This is a genomic window from Halobellus sp. Atlit-38R (assembly GCF_003665925.1).
GTDB lineage: Archaea > Halobacteriota > Halobacteria > Halobacteriales > Haloferacaceae > Haloquadratum > Haloquadratum inordinatus.
This window is the reverse complement of record NZ_QXIJ01000005.1, coordinates 208,674-227,469: the sequence shown is the minus strand read 5'-3', so window position 1 is coordinate 227,469 and position 18,796 is coordinate 208,674. Positions and strand designations below refer to the sequence as shown.

General features: G+C 63.0%; 15 protein-coding genes. 6 read left to right on the top strand and 9 right to left on the bottom strand.

Features of this window, described 5'->3' with window-relative positions; all coding sequences use genetic code 11:
- Nucleotides 1–47: 47 nt before the first annotated feature.
- The gene (locus D3D02_RS09380; RefSeq protein WP_121569720.1) at nt 48–1,055 is read right to left on the bottom strand and encodes a histidinol-phosphate transaminase; all 1,008 of its coding nucleotides are present in this window, start codon (nt 1,053–1,055) and stop codon (nt 48–50) included.
- 157 nt (nt 1,056–1,212) lie between these two features.
- On the opposite strand from D3D02_RS09380, the gene D3D02_RS20915 reads away from it, so the two are divergent.
- Complete coding sequence (locus D3D02_RS20915) at nt 1,213–1,377, top strand: hypothetical protein (protein ID WP_199723051.1); 165 nt, start codon at nt 1,213–1,215, stop codon at nt 1,375–1,377.
- Nucleotides 1,378–1,480: 103 nt separating this feature from the next.
- Complete coding sequence (locus D3D02_RS09375) at nt 1,481–1,855, top strand: Hsp20/alpha crystallin family protein (protein ID WP_121569719.1); 375 nt, start codon at nt 1,481–1,483, stop codon at nt 1,853–1,855.
- 35 nt (nt 1,856–1,890) lie between these two features.
- Here the strand turns inward: D3D02_RS09375 and D3D02_RS09370 are convergent, their stop codons facing one another.
- The 3 genes from D3D02_RS09370 to D3D02_RS09360 form a co-directional block, all read right to left on the bottom strand.
- Nucleotides 1,891–2,508, bottom strand: a complete 618-nt coding sequence (locus tag D3D02_RS09370; RefSeq protein ID WP_121569718.1) for a phosphoribosyltransferase — start codon at nt 2,506–2,508, stop codon at nt 1,891–1,893.
- 15 nt (nt 2,509–2,523) lie between these two features.
- A complete protein-coding gene (locus D3D02_RS09365) occupies nt 2,524–2,868 on the bottom strand; it encodes a helix-turn-helix domain-containing protein (protein ID WP_121569717.1) in 345 nt (114 codons plus the stop codon).
- A 326-nt stretch (nt 2,869–3,194) separates the two neighbouring features.
- Nucleotides 3,195–3,647 (bottom strand): Hsp20/alpha crystallin family protein, encoded by a 453-nt coding sequence (locus D3D02_RS09360; protein ID WP_121569716.1) that lies wholly within the window; start codon nt 3,645–3,647, stop codon nt 3,195–3,197.
- A 277-nt stretch (nt 3,648–3,924) separates the two neighbouring features.
- Here D3D02_RS09360 and D3D02_RS09355 point away from each other — a divergent pair, with 277 nt between their 5' ends.
- The 3 genes from D3D02_RS09355 to D3D02_RS09345 all read left to right on the top strand — a co-directional run bounded on the left by D3D02_RS09355 (nt 3,925) and on the right by D3D02_RS09345 (nt 13,782).
- Nucleotides 3,925–10,401 carry a malectin domain-containing carbohydrate-binding protein gene (locus tag D3D02_RS09355; RefSeq protein WP_121569715.1) on the top strand — a complete coding sequence of 2,159 codons (6,477 nt, stop codon included), beginning with the start codon at nt 3,925–3,927 and terminating at the stop codon, nt 10,399–10,401.
- Between the two features lie 326 nt (nt 10,402–10,727).
- The gene (locus D3D02_RS09350) at nt 10,728–12,827 is read left to right on the top strand and encodes a PKD domain-containing protein (protein ID WP_121569714.1); all 2,100 of its coding nucleotides are present in this window, start codon (nt 10,728–10,730) and stop codon (nt 12,825–12,827) included.
- Between the two features lie 61 nt (nt 12,828–12,888).
- Complete coding sequence (locus tag D3D02_RS09345; RefSeq protein ID WP_121569713.1) at nt 12,889–13,782, top strand: hypothetical protein; 894 nt, start codon at nt 12,889–12,891, stop codon at nt 13,780–13,782.
- Between the two features lie 381 nt (nt 13,783–14,163).
- Here the strand turns inward: D3D02_RS09345 and D3D02_RS09340 are convergent, their stop codons facing one another.
- The 3 genes from D3D02_RS09340 to D3D02_RS20620 form a co-directional block, all read right to left on the bottom strand.
- Complete coding sequence (locus D3D02_RS09340; RefSeq protein ID WP_121569712.1) at nt 14,164–14,586, bottom strand: CBS domain-containing protein; 423 nt, start codon at nt 14,584–14,586, stop codon at nt 14,164–14,166.
- 387 nt (nt 14,587–14,973) lie between these two features.
- The gene (locus D3D02_RS09335; RefSeq protein WP_121569711.1) at nt 14,974–15,741 is read right to left on the bottom strand and encodes a proteasome assembly chaperone family protein; all 768 of its coding nucleotides are present in this window, start codon (nt 15,739–15,741) and stop codon (nt 14,974–14,976) included.
- A 126-nt stretch (nt 15,742–15,867) separates the two neighbouring features.
- Nucleotides 15,868–16,008, bottom strand: a complete 141-nt coding sequence (locus D3D02_RS20620) for a hypothetical protein (RefSeq protein WP_158599341.1) — start codon at nt 16,006–16,008, stop codon at nt 15,868–15,870.
- Nucleotides 16,009–16,145: 137 nt separating this feature from the next.
- On the opposite strand from D3D02_RS20620, the gene D3D02_RS09330 reads away from it, so the two are divergent.
- On the top strand, nt 16,146–16,463 hold the full coding sequence (locus D3D02_RS09330; protein WP_121569710.1) for an MTH1187 family thiamine-binding protein: 318 nt from the start codon (nt 16,146–16,148) through the stop codon (nt 16,461–16,463).
- 322 nt (nt 16,464–16,785) lie between these two features.
- On the opposite strand, the gene D3D02_RS09325 is transcribed toward D3D02_RS09330, so the two are convergent.
- Both D3D02_RS09325 and D3D02_RS09320 read right to left on the bottom strand, forming a co-directional pair.
- Complete coding sequence (locus D3D02_RS09325) at nt 16,786–17,388, bottom strand: helix-turn-helix domain-containing protein (protein WP_121569709.1); 603 nt, start codon at nt 17,386–17,388, stop codon at nt 16,786–16,788.
- A 181-nt stretch (nt 17,389–17,569) separates the two neighbouring features.
- Nucleotides 17,570–18,664: an alcohol dehydrogenase catalytic domain-containing protein gene (locus D3D02_RS09320; protein WP_121569708.1), complete on the bottom strand. Its 1,095-nt coding sequence runs from the start codon at nt 18,662–18,664 to the stop codon at nt 17,570–17,572.
- Between the last annotated feature and the right edge of the window lie 132 nt (nt 18,665–18,796).

The window sequence follows — 18,796 nt, the reverse complement described above, 5'->3', positions numbered from 1 at the left end:
CCACCTGAGGACCGGCGGTACATCCCAGTGGCAACAAGCACAGACGACTACAGAATCTCGCGGAACGCCTCCACGACGCGCTCGTTGTCCTCTGGCCGCGCCGTCGTCACGCGCAGGTATCCAGCGCCGAGCCGGTCGTCGCCGAGTGGTTTGATGAAGATCTTCCGCTCTCGGAGTTTCGCAGCGACCTCGTCTGCGTCGTGCGGGCTGACGTCGGCGAGGAAGAAGTACGTCTGACTCGGAAACGTCGTGACGCCCGCCGACTCTAACTCCGACGCCAACTGGTCGCCCCACGAGCGCAGGCGATCGATCCGTCGTTCGATCTTCCGGTGGTGATCGAGCGTTGCAATCGCGGCCGCCTGGCTCGGCCGCGCTAGCGGGTAGGCGTCGTTGCTCGCGTTCAACTCGGCGGCGACTGCCTCGGGGAGCACCGCGTACCCGATCCGGAATCCCGCCAGGCTGTGGGCTTTCGGGAGCGTCCGCGTCACGAACAGATTGTCGTATTCCGGGACGAGATTCGCGACCGGATTCTCGACGAAGTCGACGAACGCCTCGTCGACGAGAAACCGAGTCTCGGGGTATTGCTCCAGTAGCCCGGGGAGGGCTTCCATATCGAAGCCGCTCCCGTTCGGATTGTTCGGGTTGACGATCACCGCGAGCGTCGTTTCGTCCGGGATCTCGAGGTCCCGGAGGTCGAACTGAAAGTCGTCCTCGGGGCGCAGTCGCGTTTCGGTGTATCTGTCGGCGATTTCGGGAAACAGCGGGTACGTCGGCGTTAACAGGTGCACCTGCTCTCCGAACCGATCGAACAACTGTCGCAGAATCAGCTCCGAGCCGGCGTTGACGTGGATGTGCTCCGTCGAAACGCCCGCACGGTCGGCGAGGCGATCCCGGAGCGGTTCCGAGTACGCCTCTGTGTAGTGATTACTCCGCGGCAGTTCTGCGCGCGCGGCGTCGATCGCTTCGTCGATCGGTGGCAGCGGATTCTCACAGAGCAGGAGTCTGACGCCCTCGAATCCGGACCCACCTTTCTCCGTCGTCGACTCTTGGGTCATCCTACTGCTTCGATTCACAGTGGAGGATAACAAACGTTTCCCGAGCGCAATAGCTTAGTTTCGGCCCACGAAACATCCGACAGCACCGGGGCGTACCCACGCAGTCGCGCTCGCACAGGCGAGTCCAGACTCGACGTACCGGTGCGTGGAACGCACTATGGGAGACACCAAAGAGGGCCGCGATAAACAAGGCCTCGACGAGGAACAGCGCCAACGAGAGCACGAACTCGAAACCGAACGCGAGTACGAAGAAGCCGCCGAGGAACGGCGCGAGGAACACGAAGCGGAGGAGGCCGAAGCCGAACTCGCAGACGACGAATAGCCGTTCTCGCACCGATCCCCGATTCGTCACTGCTGTCCCTCCACAGCTGCTCGTACCGTCCGAATTTATATTTCCCGCAGGCGAGTACACACGTGGTGGAAGTATGCCAGACCGCACTCGATCCTCACCCGCCAGCGCACAGTCTCGCGGTCGCCCTGCGACCGACCGATCGCGATCGTTCCCCGTCGACGTGGCCGACCGCGGTGACAGCTTTCTCGTGTCGGCCGAACTCCCGGGCTTACGAACCCAAGACATCGACGTCACGGTCCGTAAGAACAAACTTCAGATCGTCGCCGAACCCGCGACGGAGACGGACGGCACGTACCGCCGGCGTGAGCGTGACTCGGGGACGCTCCGGCGCGTAATTCACCTCCCCGAAGCAGTCGACGAGAAACACGCCTCCGCGTCCTACAACGACGGGATTCTGTGGGTCACGCTGCAGAAACGGGACCAGCCGACGCACGTCGAGATCCAGTGACTGACGGGCGCCTCGGCGTCCTCTGTGTGCTTCGACTACAGGTACGATCTCGCCTCGTCGTCGGTGACCTGCACGAACGAGTCGTAGAACTGCCCGACGGCCCCGAAGTGTGATGGCTCGGCGACGCAGATCACTTCGTCGGCTTCCGAACGCAACCGCTCGGCCGTGTCGGGCGGTGCGACCGGGACCGCCAAAATCACGCGTTCGGCCCCCGACTGCTCGACTTGCCGGATGCAGGCGGTCGTCGTGGCGCCGGTCGCGACGCCGTCGTCGACGACCAGCACCGTCTTCCCCCGAAGATCGGGTGCCGACCGATCGCCGCGGTAGCGTTCGACCTTCTCCTGTGCCGCCTCGCGCTCGCGTTCGATCCGCTCGTCGACGTAGGAGTCCGGGACCCGCAGATCGTCGATCAGTGACTCGTTCAGCCAGACGGTGCCGTCGCTGGCGACGGCGCCGATCGCGAGCTCCGGGTTCTGTGGCGCACCGAGCTTTCGGGCTGCGACGATGTCGAGCGGGAGGCCGAGCGCATCGGCGACGGCGCGTCCGACGGGCAGGCCACCGCGCGGGATCGCGAGGACGATGTCCGCATCGACGCCTCGCGTTTCGAGGACATCGGCGAGCTGTCGACCGGCGTCGGCTCGATCTTCGAACATTCGAGGCTCACCCACTCATTTGAACGAGACCCCGACGTCGGTCGCACGCGTCTCCTGTGGGGAAATCGTGACCTGTATCTGATCGATCGGACACGCGTACTGGTGCGGGTGTTTGCCGTCGGTGGAAAATTGGACTGCCTCCTCTAGGAGCGGAACCGCGCTGAGCTGATCGAGTTTGCGATAGACGGTCGAGAGTGGAAGATTCAATCGTTCGGACAGTTCACGTGCGGTCAACGACTGCTCGGACGTCGAGGCGAGTATCGCTCGACACTTCGGATCGCTCAACGCGGTGAGTGCCTCCTGCGTCTGTTCGTCGACGTCGCCAAATTCCACCGTCGACTCCGCTGACTTCGGAACCATAGTACTGCGTTATACTGTTCAACAAGCGTTTATAGTGGTTAGGCTTGGTCCTCGAAGGTGTTCACGTACCGAGACACCGCTCGGTGGCTCGCAGACTGTTCGACTGCTGTTGTTCTTGCTGGCACGGCGTGTGCGACGCCTGTGTACTCCGTTGCAAACGTCTGACGTATCCGACGAGAAAGCGGCTCCGCGTCCAGTCTCTGACGAGCGGCGTCTTGTAGTAGCATTTGCACCCGATTGCACACCGGATCACACGCTGTCGTGCGAGCGGGTGTATGAAGACGTGCAAATGCTACTAGAGCTGCTATGAACTGCGGTCCATCTCCTTACTCTTCTTCGATGTCTATCGTGCGGGCTTCCTCGACTTCGAGTTTCGGGAGTGTGACCGTCAGTACGCCATTCTTCATCCGCGCGCTTACGTTCTCCTTGTCGATATCGTCGGGTAGTCGGATCGATCGGTGCATCGACTGCTGGCGTCGCTCGTGCCGGAGGTACTGCTCTTCTTCTTTCTCGACGTCAGATTCGCGCTCGGCTTCGATCCGGAGCGTGTGATCTGTCACCTGGAGGCTTACGTCGTCTCGCTCGAACCCGGGGAGATCGACGGTGACGAGGAATTCGTCGTCGTGCTCGACGAGGTCGAGCGCCATCGATTCGAACTCCGTAGACCATCGGCTGAGCGGTCCCTCGGACTCCCAGATCCGAGACGAGTCGTCGAACTGTCTACTCATCCGCTCGAACAGGCGTTCGAGCTCTTCGAATGGGTTACTGCGTGAGCTCATAGTGAGTTACCCCAAGAGGTAGTACGACGACCATCAGCAAATAATCTCGGGTCAGGCGGCAGACACTTGACCGGCCATCGCTTTGGATCAGTGACGCTGATGACCGGCTATTATTCGACTCTTGTGTCTGTTATTACCGTATTAGCTGTACAAACACAACATTAGCTGGCTCAGCGTCTGATTACTTATTGTTTTGTCGTATGTGGTTGTCTCCAACGGGCGCGAGAGCCCCCGTGATCGATATGCAACAGACGGGAGATCCAGACAGGAATCGACGATGAACAGGCAACGACAAGCGACAGCGCTCGTACTCGTCGCGCTGATGCTGTTCTCGGTCGCCGGAACAGGATTCGCTGCGGGGAGTCCGAGCTCAGTAGCGGAAGTGGAATCGCAGCCGACAGCGAGTATCGGCTCGGGTGAGCCGGCAGCGGTGACCGCAGCCGCTGGCGATGTTCTGTACCGCGCGAACGCGGGCGGTCAAGTTGCGGCCACCGACGGGCCTGACTGGGAAAACGACAGCAGTTACGTCGTCGGTGGGGACAGCCAGACTGCGGACAATCCGGCACCCGATTCGATCGACAGTTCGGTCCCGGATAGTACACCGGCCGGAATCTGGACGACTGAGCGGTGGGATCCGGAAAGCGATGGAGAACTCCAGTACGAGTTCGACGTTCCGTCGGGCCAGCAGGTGATCGTCCGCCTGTACTTCTACGACGGCTTCTCGGGCACGTCTGCCGTCGATGACCGCGTCTTCGACGTCAGCGTCGAAGATCAGACGATCGAAAACTTCGACGTCATCGAGACGTACGGCGACCAGACTGCCGGGATGCAGTCGTTCACCGTCACGAGCGACGGAACGATCGACGTCGACTTCGCCCACGTGACGGAGAACCCACAGATCAACGCCATCGAGATCGTCTCCGCCGAGCCGCAACCGAACACGCTCGGCGGCCCCGGAAGTGTCGACTTCGGCACGGTCGTGACGGGGAACACGGCGAGCGAGACGATCACCGTCTCGAACCTCGGCGGCGCAAACGACTCGGACATCACGCTCGACAGCGCGAGCATCACGGGAAGCGACGCTGACGAGTTCGCGAGCGACTTCACCGGCGGTGTCACGCTCGCTCCCGGCGAGTCGACTGACATCCCGGTGACGTTCGCGCCGTCGGACGCCCAACCGAAGGCGGCCACCTTCGAACTCAGTCACAGCGGCAACAACACGCCGCTGACGATCGACCTTACGGGCGAAGGCGCGAGCACGATGCCAGTTGGATTCGGGGTCAGCGGACTCGCTGGGGTCGATCTCGGGAATCCGACGTCGCTAGACTTCGGTCCCGACGGTCGGCTCTACGTCTCACAACAGAGTGGTGAGATCAAGGCCTTCGAGATCACCCGGAACGGCGAGAACGACTACGAGGTGACCGATACCGAAGTCATCAGCGCCGTCCAGAATCTCCCCAATCACGACGACGACGGGACGTACAACCCGAACGTCAACAACCGTCAGGTGACCGGCCTCACGGTCGAAGGCACGGCGGAGACGCCGGTCCTGTACGTGACGTCGAGCGACCCGCGGATCGGTGCGGGCGGCGGCCACACCGACGTCGGCCTCGACACTAACTCGGGGATCGTCTCGCGGCTGACTCAGCAGAGCGACGGCTCGTGGGATCACGAGATGCTCGTGCGCGGACTCCCGCGGTCAGAGGAGAACCACGCCACCAATGGCATCCAGTACGACGCCGCGGACAACGTCCTCTACGTCGCGCAGGGTGGCCACACCAACAAGGGCGCGCCCTCGGACAACTTCGCGTTGACGCCAGAGTACGCGCTCTCGGCGGCCATCCTCGAGATCGACCTCGACCAGATCGACTCGATGAGCGAGAAGGACGCCGCCAACACGGACGCGACGTACCGGTACGACCTGCCGACGCTGCAGGGAACCGAGACGCCCTTCGGTGGCCAGGACGGGGCGAATATGGCGAAGTGGATCGACAGTAGCCCCGTCGACGTCTACGCCCCCGGCTTCCGGAACCCCTACGACATCGCTCTCGACTCGGACGGCCAGCTGTACGCGACTGACAACAGCGCCAATCCCGGTTGGGGCGGTATCGTCGTCAACGAAGGGCCGCAAGGGATGTGTACGAACGAGCAGAACGAGGAAGACGAGTTCTCCGAAGCCGGCGTCTACCACATCGAGGGCGAGGACTACTACGGCGGGCATCCGAACCCGACCCGCGGGAACGCGACTAGCGAGTTCGGCGGTGCGGTCGAGGCCGGACTCCACGACCCGATAAACTGCGATTACATCTCGCCGACGAACTCCTCGTCACCGAGCGCCGCGCTCGAAACGTACGGACCCACGCCGCAGGGAATGGACGTCTACACCGCGTCGAACTTCGGCGGCGCGATGAAGGGCGACCTGCTCTTGGCGATGTGGAACTCTGGCGACGTCGAGCGCGTCGAACTGAACGCCGCGGGCACCGCAGCGACCTCCTCGGAGGCCATCTTCGAGAACGTCGGAAACAACCCGCTCGACGTCCACGCGCAGGGAGACGACGCGAAGTTCCCCGGCACCGTGTGGGCGGCCACGTACGGTAGCAACGACATCACGGTGTTCGAACCGAACGACTACGAAGGCGGGTCGACGACCCCGACCTGTACGGCGAACGATCCGTCGTCACCGGATTACGACCCGGACGGTGACGCCGACGACGACGGGTACACCAACGCCGACGAAAACACGGTCGGCACCGACCCCTGTTCGCAGGCCTCCCAACCCGCGGACTACGATCAGGACGGAATCCCCGACTCGCTCGATGACGACGACGACGGTGACGGACTGTCCGATGGCACCGATCCGTTCGCGCTCGACCCGCAGAACGGACTCGACAACACGGTCCCCGTCGACAGGCAGTTCGAGGCTGGACAACACCCGATGTCGCTGTTCGGCCTCGGCTTCACCGGACTGATGACGAACGGGACTGACTACGCGGATCTCTACAGTGCGTCGCAGGTCCGCGCTGGCGGCGCCACCGAGAAGTTCTCGATCGACTCGGTGCCGTTTGGCGACGCCTACCAAAGCAAGAACTCGCAGGCGTACGGCTTCCAGTACGGGGTCGACACGCCCGACGAACCGTTCGTGGTCCGAACCACAGTCGTCGCACCGTTCTCGGACGATATGACGCCCGAGACCTACCAGTCCGCCGGTATGCAGGTCGGGACTGGTGACCAGGACAACTATATGAAACTGGTCGCGTCAGCGCAGGACGCAAGCGGAGATCCGAACGGCGGCGTCGAGTTCGCCAAAGAGGTCGACGGCACGGCCTCCTCGACGATCCTGTCGGAGCCCGCGGTCTTCGGGAGCGGCCAGACTATCGATCTCTATCTGACGGTCGATCCGACGACGGACCCGACGCCGAACGACGGCACGGCCCACGTCGCGGTCACGCCGTCGTACGCGATCAACGGCGGCGAACAGACCGAGTTCGGACAGACGTTCGCCGCACCCGCCAGCTGGTTCACGAACAGCTCGCAGGGCACTGCCGTGGGACTCATCAGTACGGCCAACGGTGCCGACAGTACGTTCTCGGCGTCGTGGGATCGGCTGACGGTCACGGCGGTCGACCCGAACACCCCGCCGACGGCTGACGCCGGCGCGAACCAGACAGTCGACGAGAATGCGACAGTGCTGCTCAACGCGTCGGGGTCGACCGACGTCGACGGCGACACGCTCGGCTACTCGTGGACGCAGACCGGTGGCCCCGCCGTCCAGCTCAGCGCTCAGGACGACGCCGAACCGTCGTTCACCGCACCGAGCGTCGACACCGAGACGACGCTCACCTTCGCGGTCGAAGTCACCGACGGTGACGGGGCGACCGACACCGATACCGTGAGTGTCACTGTCCAGGACACCGACACGGACGGGACCACGCTCTCCGTCGCGGAGGCGATCGCGAGTCTCAGCGACGGCGACGATACGCAGATCGACGACGGAGAAATCCAGCAGGCGATCAACTACTGGGCGACCGATGGCACCGTGCCCGACACGGGCGGTGCGACGATCAGCAACAGTCAGATCCAGCAGTTGATCAATCTGTGGGCAACCGACGCCACCGTCGGTGACGGTACTGACGATACGCAGGCGTCGATCGCCATCACGAACACGTCCGTCGACGGCAGCAACGTGACTGTCAGTTGGGACGGAACGGCGGCGACGTCCTCGGATCATATCCACGTCCAACTCGATGACCAGCCCTACGTCGGCGGGCAGCCGATCGACGGTTCCTACACCTTCGAGAACGTCACGCCCGGCGAACACACGGTCTCCGTTGCTGTGGCGGATACCGGGCACAACGAGTACCAGAACCCCGAAGCGTCCGATTCGACCACCGTGACGGTCCCCACCCAAGAGACCGGTGGCGAACTCGTCGCGGCGATCAACGCCGGCGGCTCGGCGTATACCGCAAGCGACGGAACCGAGTACCAGGCCGATACGTACTTCGACGGCGGAGAGACGACTAGTGCCGGACAGGCCGGCATTCCCGCCGACTTGGAAATCAACGGTACAGAGGACGACCCGCTGTACCTGACCGAGCGGTACGGTGATCCCTTCGGATATGACGTTCCGGTCGGCGAGGACGGGACCTACGAGGTGACGCTACAGTTCGCCGAGATCTATCAGGGCGTCTCCTCGAACGACGCGCCCGACTCCTCGGGTCCGAGTGACGGGACGAACGAGAACGACCGGGTGTTCAACGCCTCGATCGAAGGCGAACAGGTCCTCTCGGAGTACGATCTCTTCGCGACGGTCGGTCCTGCCACCGCGACGGAGCAGACGTACACTGTCGAGGTGACTGACGGCACGCTGAACGTCGACTTCGAGGCAACGGCGGACAACGCGAAGCTCAGTGCGCTCACGGTCACGAAGGTCGACGACGCCGCCGGTGGCGATGACCCCGCCGACGGCGAGGCGACGCTGGCGATCGACGCCGGCCAAGGCGTCGAGGCCACCACGTGGGACGCGGGCTCCTACGAGATCACGAACACTGGAGACAAAGAGATCCAGACGGTCACGCTCGATCTGCGCTCGGCTGTCTTCCCAGATATCGTGTTCGATCCCGACGGTACCGCCGGCGACGCGGGACAGAAGGGCTTCGAGCCCAGCAGCGGGTCATCGACAGTCGGCCTCGTCGGTGGGAGCGTCTCCATCCCACACAACGGCATCAACGGATCGGACGGCTACGACAAACTCACCATCGAGTTCGATGACTTCCAACCCGGCGAATCGTTTGCCTTCGCGATCGATAACGATCCGACCAGCATCAAGGGCGCCTCCAGCGTCCAGTCCGGCGAAGCCGGGCCAATCTCCGGCCTCGAACTGACCGGATCGGCGATGACGGCGACGTTCGCGGACGGCGAGACGGTCGAGACGGACCTGTTCGGCGACGGGAGCGCCGGCGGCTCGCAGGGAGTCGCCGACGCGACGACGGCAGCCGCGCCGACGATCGGTGCCGACGGTGTCTCGCTGGCAGCGACGAACCTCTCGCCAGACCACACCGCCGCGACTGTCTCCAGCACCGAGCAGACGATTACCGTCGACGGCACGCCCGGTGAGACGGCCACACTCCTGCGCGTCGAGGGCGAACTGAACCTCGACGGCGTGCCGACCTACGACGGCACGACCGGCTACGACCTCCAGGCGTACGAAGCGAACACCGCACTCGACGTCGAGCAGTACACCGCGACGATCGGCTCCGATGGGACCGCCCAGATCCCGGTGACGCTGACGAACTCCTCATCGGCCGGCGGGCTGAACTACTTCGTCGCCGCCGGTGCGGACGCCGACGGCGAACTCGGGATGGCCTCGAACGTGGTCGTGCTCGAGTACGACGCGAGTGCCGACGATGGAAGCGATGGCGACGGGAGCGGCGACAGCAACGCTGCGCCGACGATCGACGCGGTCGCGAACCAGACGGTCAGCGAGGGAGCCTCGACGACCGTCCCGGTCAACGTCTCCGACGCCGACGGCGACGCGGTGTCGCTGTCGCTGAGCGCACCCGACTTCGTGAGCCTCTCGAATTCCTCTCTCACGATCGCGCCGCAGTCTGGCGACGCCGCAGACTCGCCGTATACGGTGACGCTCACAGCCGATGACGGCAACGGTGGGACGGCGACCGAGTCGTTCCAGGTCGTCGTCGAGGCCGCTGATACCGGCGGTGAACTCGTCGCGGCGATCAACGCCGGCGGCTCGGCGTACACCGCTGCGGACGGCACCGTCTACGAGGCGGACTCCGCGAACGCGTACTACAGCAGCGGCACCAAAGCGTCGAGCACGACGCTCTCGATCGACGGAACCGAAGACGATTCACTGTACCAGAGTGAGCGCTTCGGCGACGGTGACCCGTTCAGCTACGACGTCCCGGTCCCCGAGAACGGGACCTACGAGGTGACGCTGCACTTCGCCGAGATCTGGCACACGAACCAGACCGGTGGTGCGGGTGACGACGCCGGCGCAGCCGGTGAAGTCGGTGACCGCGTGTTCAGCGTGAACCTCGAAGGCGGCAGCGTCGAACTCGAGAGCTACGACATCTACGCGGACGTCGGCGGACTCACGGCGACGCAGAAGACCTACACGACCGAGGTGACCGACGGCACGCTGAACGTCGACTTCACCTTCACTGCTGACAACGCCAAGATCAGCGCGATCGAGATCACAAAGGTCGACTCCGGCAGCACTGGAGACAGCGAACAGTAGCGACGGCACACGAAACGAACGATGAAAGGACATTCAGCGGAGACGGTCGGCGGTTGCACGTGGTCATCCAGCGTGGCAGACCGCACCAGTGCTAGCGTCTTCGTGCAGACACGGGCCGATGCTGACCCAGGGGCCTCCTGGTACGCCGACCGCCGGATCCGACGAGCGCATTTCGGGGGTAACCGCAGTGCACACCGAATCGCGTTCGACGGATCGGCGTCGCAATTTGAGGAACGGCCACACGCCGCTCGTCTCCCGGGGGCCGCTCAGGCTCGCTCGGCAATGTCCGAACCAACCCGACCAATCCAACGATACATCAATTCAGAATGAACGACGCAATCCAGCAGCGATTCAAACAGATGGCGGTGGCGCTCGTCGCGCTCGCGCTCGTCTTCTCGGTCCTCGGACCGATCGGGACGGCCGCGGGGCAACCGAGCGTCTCGGTATCGCAATCGGCGAATAGTACGACAGTCAACCCCGGTGATACAGTCGCCCTCACGACGGAGTTCTCCGTCACTGAGCTGAATTCCCCGCAACTGAGCGCGACGGTCCCGGACGGATGGACGATCGACTCCCAGACCGCTGAGGGTCCCGCTGCGTTCAACGACGGCACGTGGACGTGGCTGGCTGGTGACAACAACGGTACCAACGTGAGCTACACCGTCGATTACACCGTTTCAATCCCCGACGATACGAGTCCCGGAACGTACAGTATCAGCGCAGACGGGTCTGCACTGACGCCCGCTGATTCGAGTCAAATCTCGGACGACGCTTCGACGACCATCACCGTCGAAGCGGCCGACCAGAACGACGCTCCGTTGGCTTCGTTCTCCACGAGTCCTGACTCTGCGCAGGTCGGCGATTCAGTGAGCTTCGACGCCTCCGGCTCCAGTGACGCGGACGGCTCGATCGCGAGCTACGAGTGGGACTTCGGCGATGGGTCGACTGACTCCGGTGATTCGGTCACGCACACCTTCAGTTCGCCCGGGGACTACGACGTCGAACTGACCGTCACCGACGACGACGGCGCGACCGACACCACGACGCAGACGGTCTCGGTCTCCGAGACGGCCGCTCCCGCCAACTTCCAAATTTCGGCGATCGACGTCGAATCGCCGGTCACGCAGGGCGACGCGGCGACCGTCTCGGCGACCGTCGAGAACACCGGAGACGCCGACGGGACGCAGACAGTCGCTGTCGCTGTCGACGGGACGACCGCCGACAGTCAGGACGTGACGCTCGCGGGCGGTGCGAGCACTGCCGTCTCCTTCGAGATCGACACTGACAGCTTCGCCGTCGGCGACCACGACGTCGACCTTTCGACTGCGAACGACTCCGCGAGCGGACAGCTGACAGTGACCGAGCCGGCGCCGCCGTCCGACGCCCCGGAAACCTCTGTCAGCCTCTCGCCAGCGAACGGTGAGACCTTCGTCGGCGGGACGACGACGTACGAACTCGTGGTCGACGACGCGCAGGGCGGCGTCGGCGCGTACGAGGCGACTGTCTCTCTCGACGACCCGTCTGTCGGCTCGATTACCGACGTGTCGCTGCAGGGCAGCCCGGCCGGACAGACGACCAACGTCGATGTCGCGTCGGACGGCTCCTCGGTCGCGATCGACGCTGCACTGATGGACACGGCAGACTCCGGTAGTGTTCCCGTGGCGACGATCACCGTTCAGGGGAACGCCGCTGGCGCGACTGACCTGAGTGCGTCCGTCTCGGCGCTCGGCAACGAAGCCGGTAACAGCTACACAGTCACCGGCACGCAAGGCGCTTCGCTCTCTGTGACTGAGAAGTCGACGTCGGTGAGCCTCTCGCCGACGAGCAACGAGGTCGCCACCGGCGACACGACGACGTTCGACCTCGTCGTCGACAACGCCGAAGGCGGCGTCGGTGCGTACACGGCGACCGTCTCCGTCGACGATCCGTCTGTCGGATCCATCACCGACGTGGAACTGCAAGGGAATCCGGCTGAAGGGACTTCGGAGGCCAACATCGCGGCCGACGGCTCCTCAGTCGCGATCGACGCTGCCCTGATGAATACGGCCGACTCCGGAAATGTGGTCGTTGCGACCATAACCGTTCAGGGTGACGCAGCCGGCTCGACGTCCCTCTCGACCACGGTCGAAGCGCTCGGCGACGAGGACGCGACCACTTACGCCGTCACCGGCACGAACGGTGCGTCCCTCACCGTCACCGAAATCACCGTCGGCAACTACACCAGTCCGGTCACTGACGTCGACGACGACGGTGTTTACGAGGACATCAACGGTGACGGCGAGTTCAATATCGTCGACATCCAGGGCCTGTTCGTCAACCTCGACGACGAGGCCGTCCAGGACAACCCGGCGTACTTCGACTTCAACGGTGATGGTACCGTCGACGTCGTCGACGTCCAGGCTCTGTTCAACGAACTGACTACCTAACTACGCCTCTCTCTTTCCGTTTCGAGCCACCACCAATCAAAAACACCCACAGAGGACAGTAATGATCACGACACTGCTAGGCGACCTGACTTCGACCGCCCAACGGAGACGCGCGCTCCGCGCGGGTCTCGCTGTAGTGGCTGCAGTTCTGGTCGCGACCGGTACTGGAGTAGCGACAACTGAAAAACTCGACCCCGGAAACGCCGGACCGCCGATCGAAGACGCGGACGCCGACGCCTACGACGTCGTCGTCGAGGACGCGACCGACGGCGTCGGCGCGTACAACGTCACCGTCTCGCTCGCGGACTCGTCGTCTGCGCGGATCACCGGCTTCGATCCGCACGAGACCGCCGATCTGGCGAACACCACGATATCGGCGGACGGGTCGCGGGTCGTCGCGACGGTCGCGCTGATGAACACCACCGATACGGGGCGCGTACGGATCGGCTCGCTCACACTCAGCGGTGCGGACGCCGAGTCAGCCGGCACGACGCTCACGGTCAACGCACTCGGTGACGAGCAGGGTGATCCCTACGACGCCGACACGCGCGTGCGAGTCGTCTCGTCGACGCAGGAGTCGGTCGAAGACGATCCCACGGATCCGAGCCAGGGCGACGACGACACCGACGGTTCGGACGCCAGCGACTCTGCGGACTCGAGTGACGACGGCGACGAGCAATCGGGCCCAGCAGACACAACTGAGAGCGAACTCCAGACGACGGCCGCCGCTGGTGACGGCACCGCCGACGATAGCGACGCTGGCGCAGCGACGGACGCCGCTGACGGAGACGCTGGTACCGCGACCGATCCAGTGACGGCAGACGATCTCGGGACGGCCGGTTCCGACTCCGTCACGGACGCCGACTCCAGTCCGGTACCGGTGAGTGGGATGGGCGTCGTAGCGGTGCTCGCCGCCATCGGCGTCCTCGTGCTGGTTCGTCGGTGGTCGGGCTGATCACGTCGGCTGCACGTCTGTGACGCATCTCGCAACCTCGGGGTTGCGAACCGTTCGTCACAGTCACGGCCGATCGGAGGAGCACCTACAGCCGCCGATTGAGGGTCGGCCGCAGCCGCCGGTGGTGACTCGCTCTTCGCTTTCTGCTCCGCCTTTGCGCCTCATCTGAGGTATCCACGGCTGGAGCGAGGTTCAACTCAAAGCCATCGACTGGGCCGATCAAAAAATAGTGGCAGGTATCACCGGGCCTCCGGATCCTGTGTGTCTGCGGACGCACTGTGGGGCGACCGTACTCTCGCGGTGCCCCCCGGATCTCGATGGCACTCGATTGACGACGGCCTCGGTCGTTTTCGACGCCGGTCGCCCAATCGGGGCTGTCGTTCAGTAGGGGGGCGATTCGGTTTCGATGACGCCGGCCAGGTTGTCCAGTTCGTCAGAGAGCAGGATCAACAGATCGTCCAGCGTCACGATCCCCGCCAGATTGCCATCGGTCTCGGTGACGGGCATCCGACGAACCGAGTGTTCGTGCATCTGTCTGATCGCCTCGAAGACGCCGGCGTCGGTATCGACCGTAACTGGCGTCTCGGTCATCACGTCGGCCGCTGTCACTGTCGTCGGATCGGCTCGGGGTTCGAGGACCTCGACGACGAGGTCGCGATCGGTGACGATTCCGACTGGACGATCGTCCTCTTCGATGATCACGCTCCCGACGTTCTCTTCTTTCATCACGGTCGCGAGGTTCCCTGCGGATTGGTCTCGCTGCGCTGTCATTACTCCTGTCCGAGCGACGTCTACTACTGGCATTGTCCTCCACCGGAGATATCGGATGCCTGTTGTATAATTGTATCTGTGGCTGCACGTTTTCGCGGCACGCCGCCGTTCTGCACGCGCCCCTCGTGACCCACCCGTCTCTCGCCCTCGATTCCGAATGACTGCTCTCCCCAGTCCTCCGCTATCTGTGGGAGAAACCCGACGTTGTCTCACGGAGTAAAAAGCTGCTACCACCGGTCAGGAAGCAATTAACATAACAATTGTACGTCTGTTAGTACTATTTGTTATGAGATCACTACGGGCCCCCAGAGAGTGAAAAGCGAGTGGCAACGTATTCGGCGTGCGAAGGCGTTATGAGATCATCGGACTACTTCGTCGGATTCGCGAGTCGCGTGGGTTCGCTCCGTCGGTGCGTCGTCGCTACTGATACATCGTCACACCTGGGGGTTCCTCGGATTCCTGTTGTTGCTGGGCCTCGGTCATCTGCCGGTAGTGCTGTGCGATCTGTTCCATCTGCTGTCTGATCTGGTCGGCTTGCTCTTCGAGTTCAGTCGTGTCGATGTCGAAGTCGACCAGCGGTTCGAGGGCGTTTTCGATGACAGAGCGCGCGGCGGCTGGATCAGGCAAGTACGGATTCGCCTTCACCACCAGCACTGCCGCGGGAACGTCGGCGTGGTGGCACTTCGAGACGAGTGCCCCGGTGATCCCGCCAATCAACCCGGGCCCATCAGCCGGTTGGATCCCGGCGTCGCGAAGCTGCGATTCGATCGTTTCTGTGGTCCCGACGCCGACGACGTTGCCGATCTGGTCTTCGCTCTCCGCCGGCGCTCCCGCGAGGAAGACCGCTCGCTCGAACTCCTGGGCGAGGTCGTCGAGGATGCACTGACTGAGCGCTTTGAACGCCTGTCCGGGCAGTGCGACGTCGCTTTGCAGCGTCATTACGGCTGGATCGTCGCGGGCGTACACCCGGACGAGATCTCGCACACGACCGTCTTTGAACGACGTTACGGGCGGAAAATCTTCCGAGACGATGTTCCCGTGGTGTTCGAGTGACAACTGTCTCGTGATGACGTCGACTGTGATGGCGGCAACCAATCCGTGACCGGGTAATCCTTCGATGAGCGTCGGCGCGTCGCCGTTGATTTCGCTCACTCGATCGAACGTTACTGACGGGCTCTCTCGTGACATTTGTCTTCGCTCCGTGGGGGGTTCTGGTGCTTCGAATCAGCGGTGCGTGGTGTTTGGGCTCGACGGTCCATTCGATCACGTGTCTGGACGTGACCAAACATATTACTCAGTAAACACGAGCCCATATCAATCCATCCACTCCGTGATCCCGAGGATCTTCTCACAGATCGGGCAGATCCAGACAGTGGCAATTCCGGAGTGATCCTGCGGCTCGCCGCCGCTCACGGGCGCAATCTCTTCTTCACAGTAGGGACACTTCCCCGACATACGACTCCTACATCACGGGGCAGTACCAAGATAGTACCTCCTCTCAGCGTGTACCTTTTTCTGCGTGCTCGTGGTAGCACTCACCGGCTGGCCCCGTGTTTGTCCACGGGCGGCCGGTCTTTGGAGATACAACAGCTATGACAGCTATCGCCCGCCTCGAGGTAATCCCGATCCACGAAGGAAGTATGTCGTCCACCATCGCACGTGCGATCGAGACGCTCGAAGAGTACGACGTGAGCTACGAAACCACGGCGACTGATACGATCATCGAAGCCGACTCCGTCGAAGAACTGTTTGCGGCGGTGCAAGCCGCCCACGCCGCTGCCGACGGTGATCGAGTGATCACCTCACTCGAGATCGACGAACAGCGCGGCCGAGAGCAACACATCGACGACCGCGTCGCGGCGGTCGAAACCGCGCTCGGCCACCGGCCGCGACGACGGAGCGAATCGTAGGCCGACGTCCGCCGACTCGCTGCCCGAAATCGCTCTTCGATAAAATAAATATAAGAACTCAATCATTCATATCTCATTTACTATTCTTTGGATCTCTAATCCGCATCTAACGTCTAGCTATCTCGGAACCCCTTTTGTCGTCCCTAGTGAACTATGCAAAAACAGGCGCTGAAACCCTGATAACGTCTTTTCGTGCTAGTCCTACAGCGCGCTCCACGTCTTATTCCGGATTTCGAAGAGAGACCGCTGTCGCTCAGCAGAAGATAAAATATAATTTATAATGGTCTAAACACTCAAAAATAGGACCAATTTCCCGACCGAATTACTCTATCTCTGTAGCGCCGTTCTCCGCGGCGTCGGTCTCGGCATCAGGCCCGAGATCGCCTCGCCGTTCCAAGTATTCTTGTCCCTCCTCGGTTTCGGTGATCAGATCGTCGAAGATGGCCGCGTCAGTTTTGAACTTGTGGAGGTTGTGGACGGACGTCGTCTCGAATTCGTCGATCACCTCGCCGTGGTCTTCGAAAAACGCTGTCACCCACTCGTCCATCTGCTCGGTGCTTCGGAACTGGGTGATGAGCTGCCAGCGGTACTTGTGATCCGCGTTGAAAAACATCAACACGTGCGGGTCCTCGACGAGGGTGTCGTAACAGTCCTCCCAGTGGTCTCTGAAGTTCGGGTAATGGAAGGCGATTCGGAACACGTAGTGCTTGAACAGCGTCCGTCGCGGGACGACGGTTTTCCTGAAGAGTCCTTCGGTCTCCATCTCCCGAAGCAGCGTGTTCACGTGGTTGTGCGACAGTGAGATGCCGTACTCCTCTTTGAGGATCTCGCTGAGTTCGCGACTCGACGCGGTCGGATTCGCGATGCGTGCCTGCAGAAGTATGAGATCTCGGGGGCCGATTTCGGCCAGTGTGTCATTGGTCATCGTGTTTTCCGACTCTTTTCGGGCAGCCTTCAAAAGGGCTGCGAGAAGTTTCCCGTCGTCCGGACTGTGGGCGTCGCTGTGACGTCTTCAGACTGTCGGACAGACGTCCGTGCTTCGGACAGATGCCGCTGAAGCAGTGCGACATCCGTGGATGCCGTGAAATTTCTAATTTCCGACAGTATTACGCCCCCTTTTCGAACTGAACGACGCTCCGGATCACTTCGCCCGCGTCGAGCGCGGCGAACGCCTCGTCCAGTTCCTCCAGTTCGTAGCGGCGCGTGAGGATCGCGTCGAGGTCGAGATCGCCGTTCTGATACATCCTGACGTACCGCGGGATGTCTACTCGCGGCTGTGTGAAGCCGACGATGTTACCGACCACTGAGATCCCCTTCGTGAACCGCCCGAGGTCGATTTCGGCGGGGGGCGTGTTGCTCGTCCCGGTGATTGCCGCCGTGCCGCCCGGTTTCAGCGACGCGATGGCCTGCTGGACGGTCTGGGGAGCACCGATGCACTCGAAGGCGTAGTCGACGCCGCCGGTGAGCTCTTCGATCCGTTCGACGGGATCTTCCTCGCCGGCGTTCACGGGATGTGTCGCGCCGATTTCCGCCATCGTGTCGAGCGTGTCGGCATCGAGGTCGACGGCAACGATCGTGCCCGCGCTGACGGCGTTGGCCGCGAGGACGGCCCCAGCGCCGACGCCGCCACAGCCGAATACGGCGACTGTCTCACCGCCGTCGACGTCGGTGATGTTCGAGACGGCCCCGAGGCCGGTCGTGACGCCGCAACCGAGCAGCGCCCCGATCTCGAACGGGACGTCGTCGGCGACGGGAACCACCTGCCGCTCGGGGACGACTGCCATACTCGCGAACGACGACTGGGCGTAGAAGTGGTTGATCGGCTCGCCGTTCTGACTGAGGCGATGGGTCCCGTCCATCATCTGCCCCCGGGTCTCGCGTCGGGCCTGGCAGAGATACGGCCGGCCGCTCCGGCAGTACTCGCAGTCGCCGCAGGATGGCAGCACCCAGAGCACGACGTGGTCGCCCGGCTCGACATTCGAGACGCCGTCGCCGACGGACTCGACGACGCCCGCGCCTTCGTGGCCCAGCACGACCGGGACGTCGATGTCCTCACTCGTGTAGGCGTGATAATCGGTGTGACACACGCCCGTCGCGCGCACGTCCACCAGTACCTCGCCCGGTTCTGGATCGTCGAGCGTCACTGACTCGACGGCGTGTTCTTCGGGTCCGCGGACGACTGCCGCTTCGATCTCACGCATCGATATCACTGCGTACGCGATCGCGCGACGCCGTGTCCGCGAGTCGTGCGACGTTGTCTCGCGACCCTGACGTACTGGAGCACCGATTCGATGTGGACTGACTCATTCGCTCGACCCTACAGAAGACAGCGT

What these genes read in the sequence shown, in the direction of transcription:
- D3D02_RS09365 (WP_121569717.1), bottom strand. Translation starts at nt 2,868, where the DNA reads ATGGTTCCGAAGTCAGCGGAGTCGACGGTGGAATTTGGCGACGTCGAC.
- D3D02_RS09350 (WP_121569714.1), top strand. Translation starts at nt 10,728, where the DNA reads ATGAACGACGCAATCCAGCAGCGATTCAAACAGATGGCGGTGGCGCTC.
- D3D02_RS09355 (WP_121569715.1), top strand. Translation starts at nt 3,925, where the DNA reads ATGAACAGGCAACGACAAGCGACAGCGCTCGTACTCGTCGCGCTGATG.
- D3D02_RS09335 (WP_121569711.1), bottom strand. Translation starts at nt 15,741, where the DNA reads ATGTCACGAGAGAGCCCGTCAGTAACGTTCGATCGAGTGAGCGAAATC.
- D3D02_RS20915 (WP_199723051.1), top strand. Translation starts at nt 1,213, where the DNA reads ATGGGAGACACCAAAGAGGGCCGCGATAAACAAGGCCTCGACGAGGAA.
- D3D02_RS09375 (WP_121569719.1), top strand. Translation starts at nt 1,481, where the DNA reads ATGCCAGACCGCACTCGATCCTCACCCGCCAGCGCACAGTCTCGCGGT.
- D3D02_RS09370 (WP_121569718.1), bottom strand. Translation starts at nt 2,508, where the DNA reads ATGTTCGAAGATCGAGCCGACGCCGGTCGACAGCTCGCCGATGTCCTC.
- D3D02_RS09320 (WP_121569708.1), bottom strand. Translation starts at nt 18,664, where the DNA reads ATGCGTGAGATCGAAGCGGCAGTCGTCCGCGGACCCGAAGAACACGCC.
- D3D02_RS09345 (WP_121569713.1), top strand. Translation starts at nt 12,889, where the DNA reads ATGATCACGACACTGCTAGGCGACCTGACTTCGACCGCCCAACGGAGA.
- D3D02_RS09380 (WP_121569720.1), bottom strand. Translation starts at nt 1,055, where the DNA reads ATGACCCAAGAGTCGACGACGGAGAAAGGTGGGTCCGGATTCGAGGGC.
- D3D02_RS09340 (WP_121569712.1), bottom strand. Translation starts at nt 14,586, where the DNA reads ATGCCAGTAGTAGACGTCGCTCGGACAGGAGTAATGACAGCGCAGCGA.
- D3D02_RS09360 (WP_121569716.1), bottom strand. Translation starts at nt 3,647, where the DNA reads ATGAGCTCACGCAGTAACCCATTCGAAGAGCTCGAACGCCTGTTCGAG.
- D3D02_RS09330 (WP_121569710.1), top strand. Translation starts at nt 16,146, where the DNA reads ATGACAGCTATCGCCCGCCTCGAGGTAATCCCGATCCACGAAGGAAGT.
- D3D02_RS20620 (WP_158599341.1), bottom strand. Translation starts at nt 16,008, where the DNA reads ATGTCGGGGAAGTGTCCCTACTGTGAAGAAGAGATTGCGCCCGTGAGC.
- D3D02_RS09325 (WP_121569709.1), bottom strand. Translation starts at nt 17,388, where the DNA reads ATGACCAATGACACACTGGCCGAAATCGGCCCCCGAGATCTCATACTT.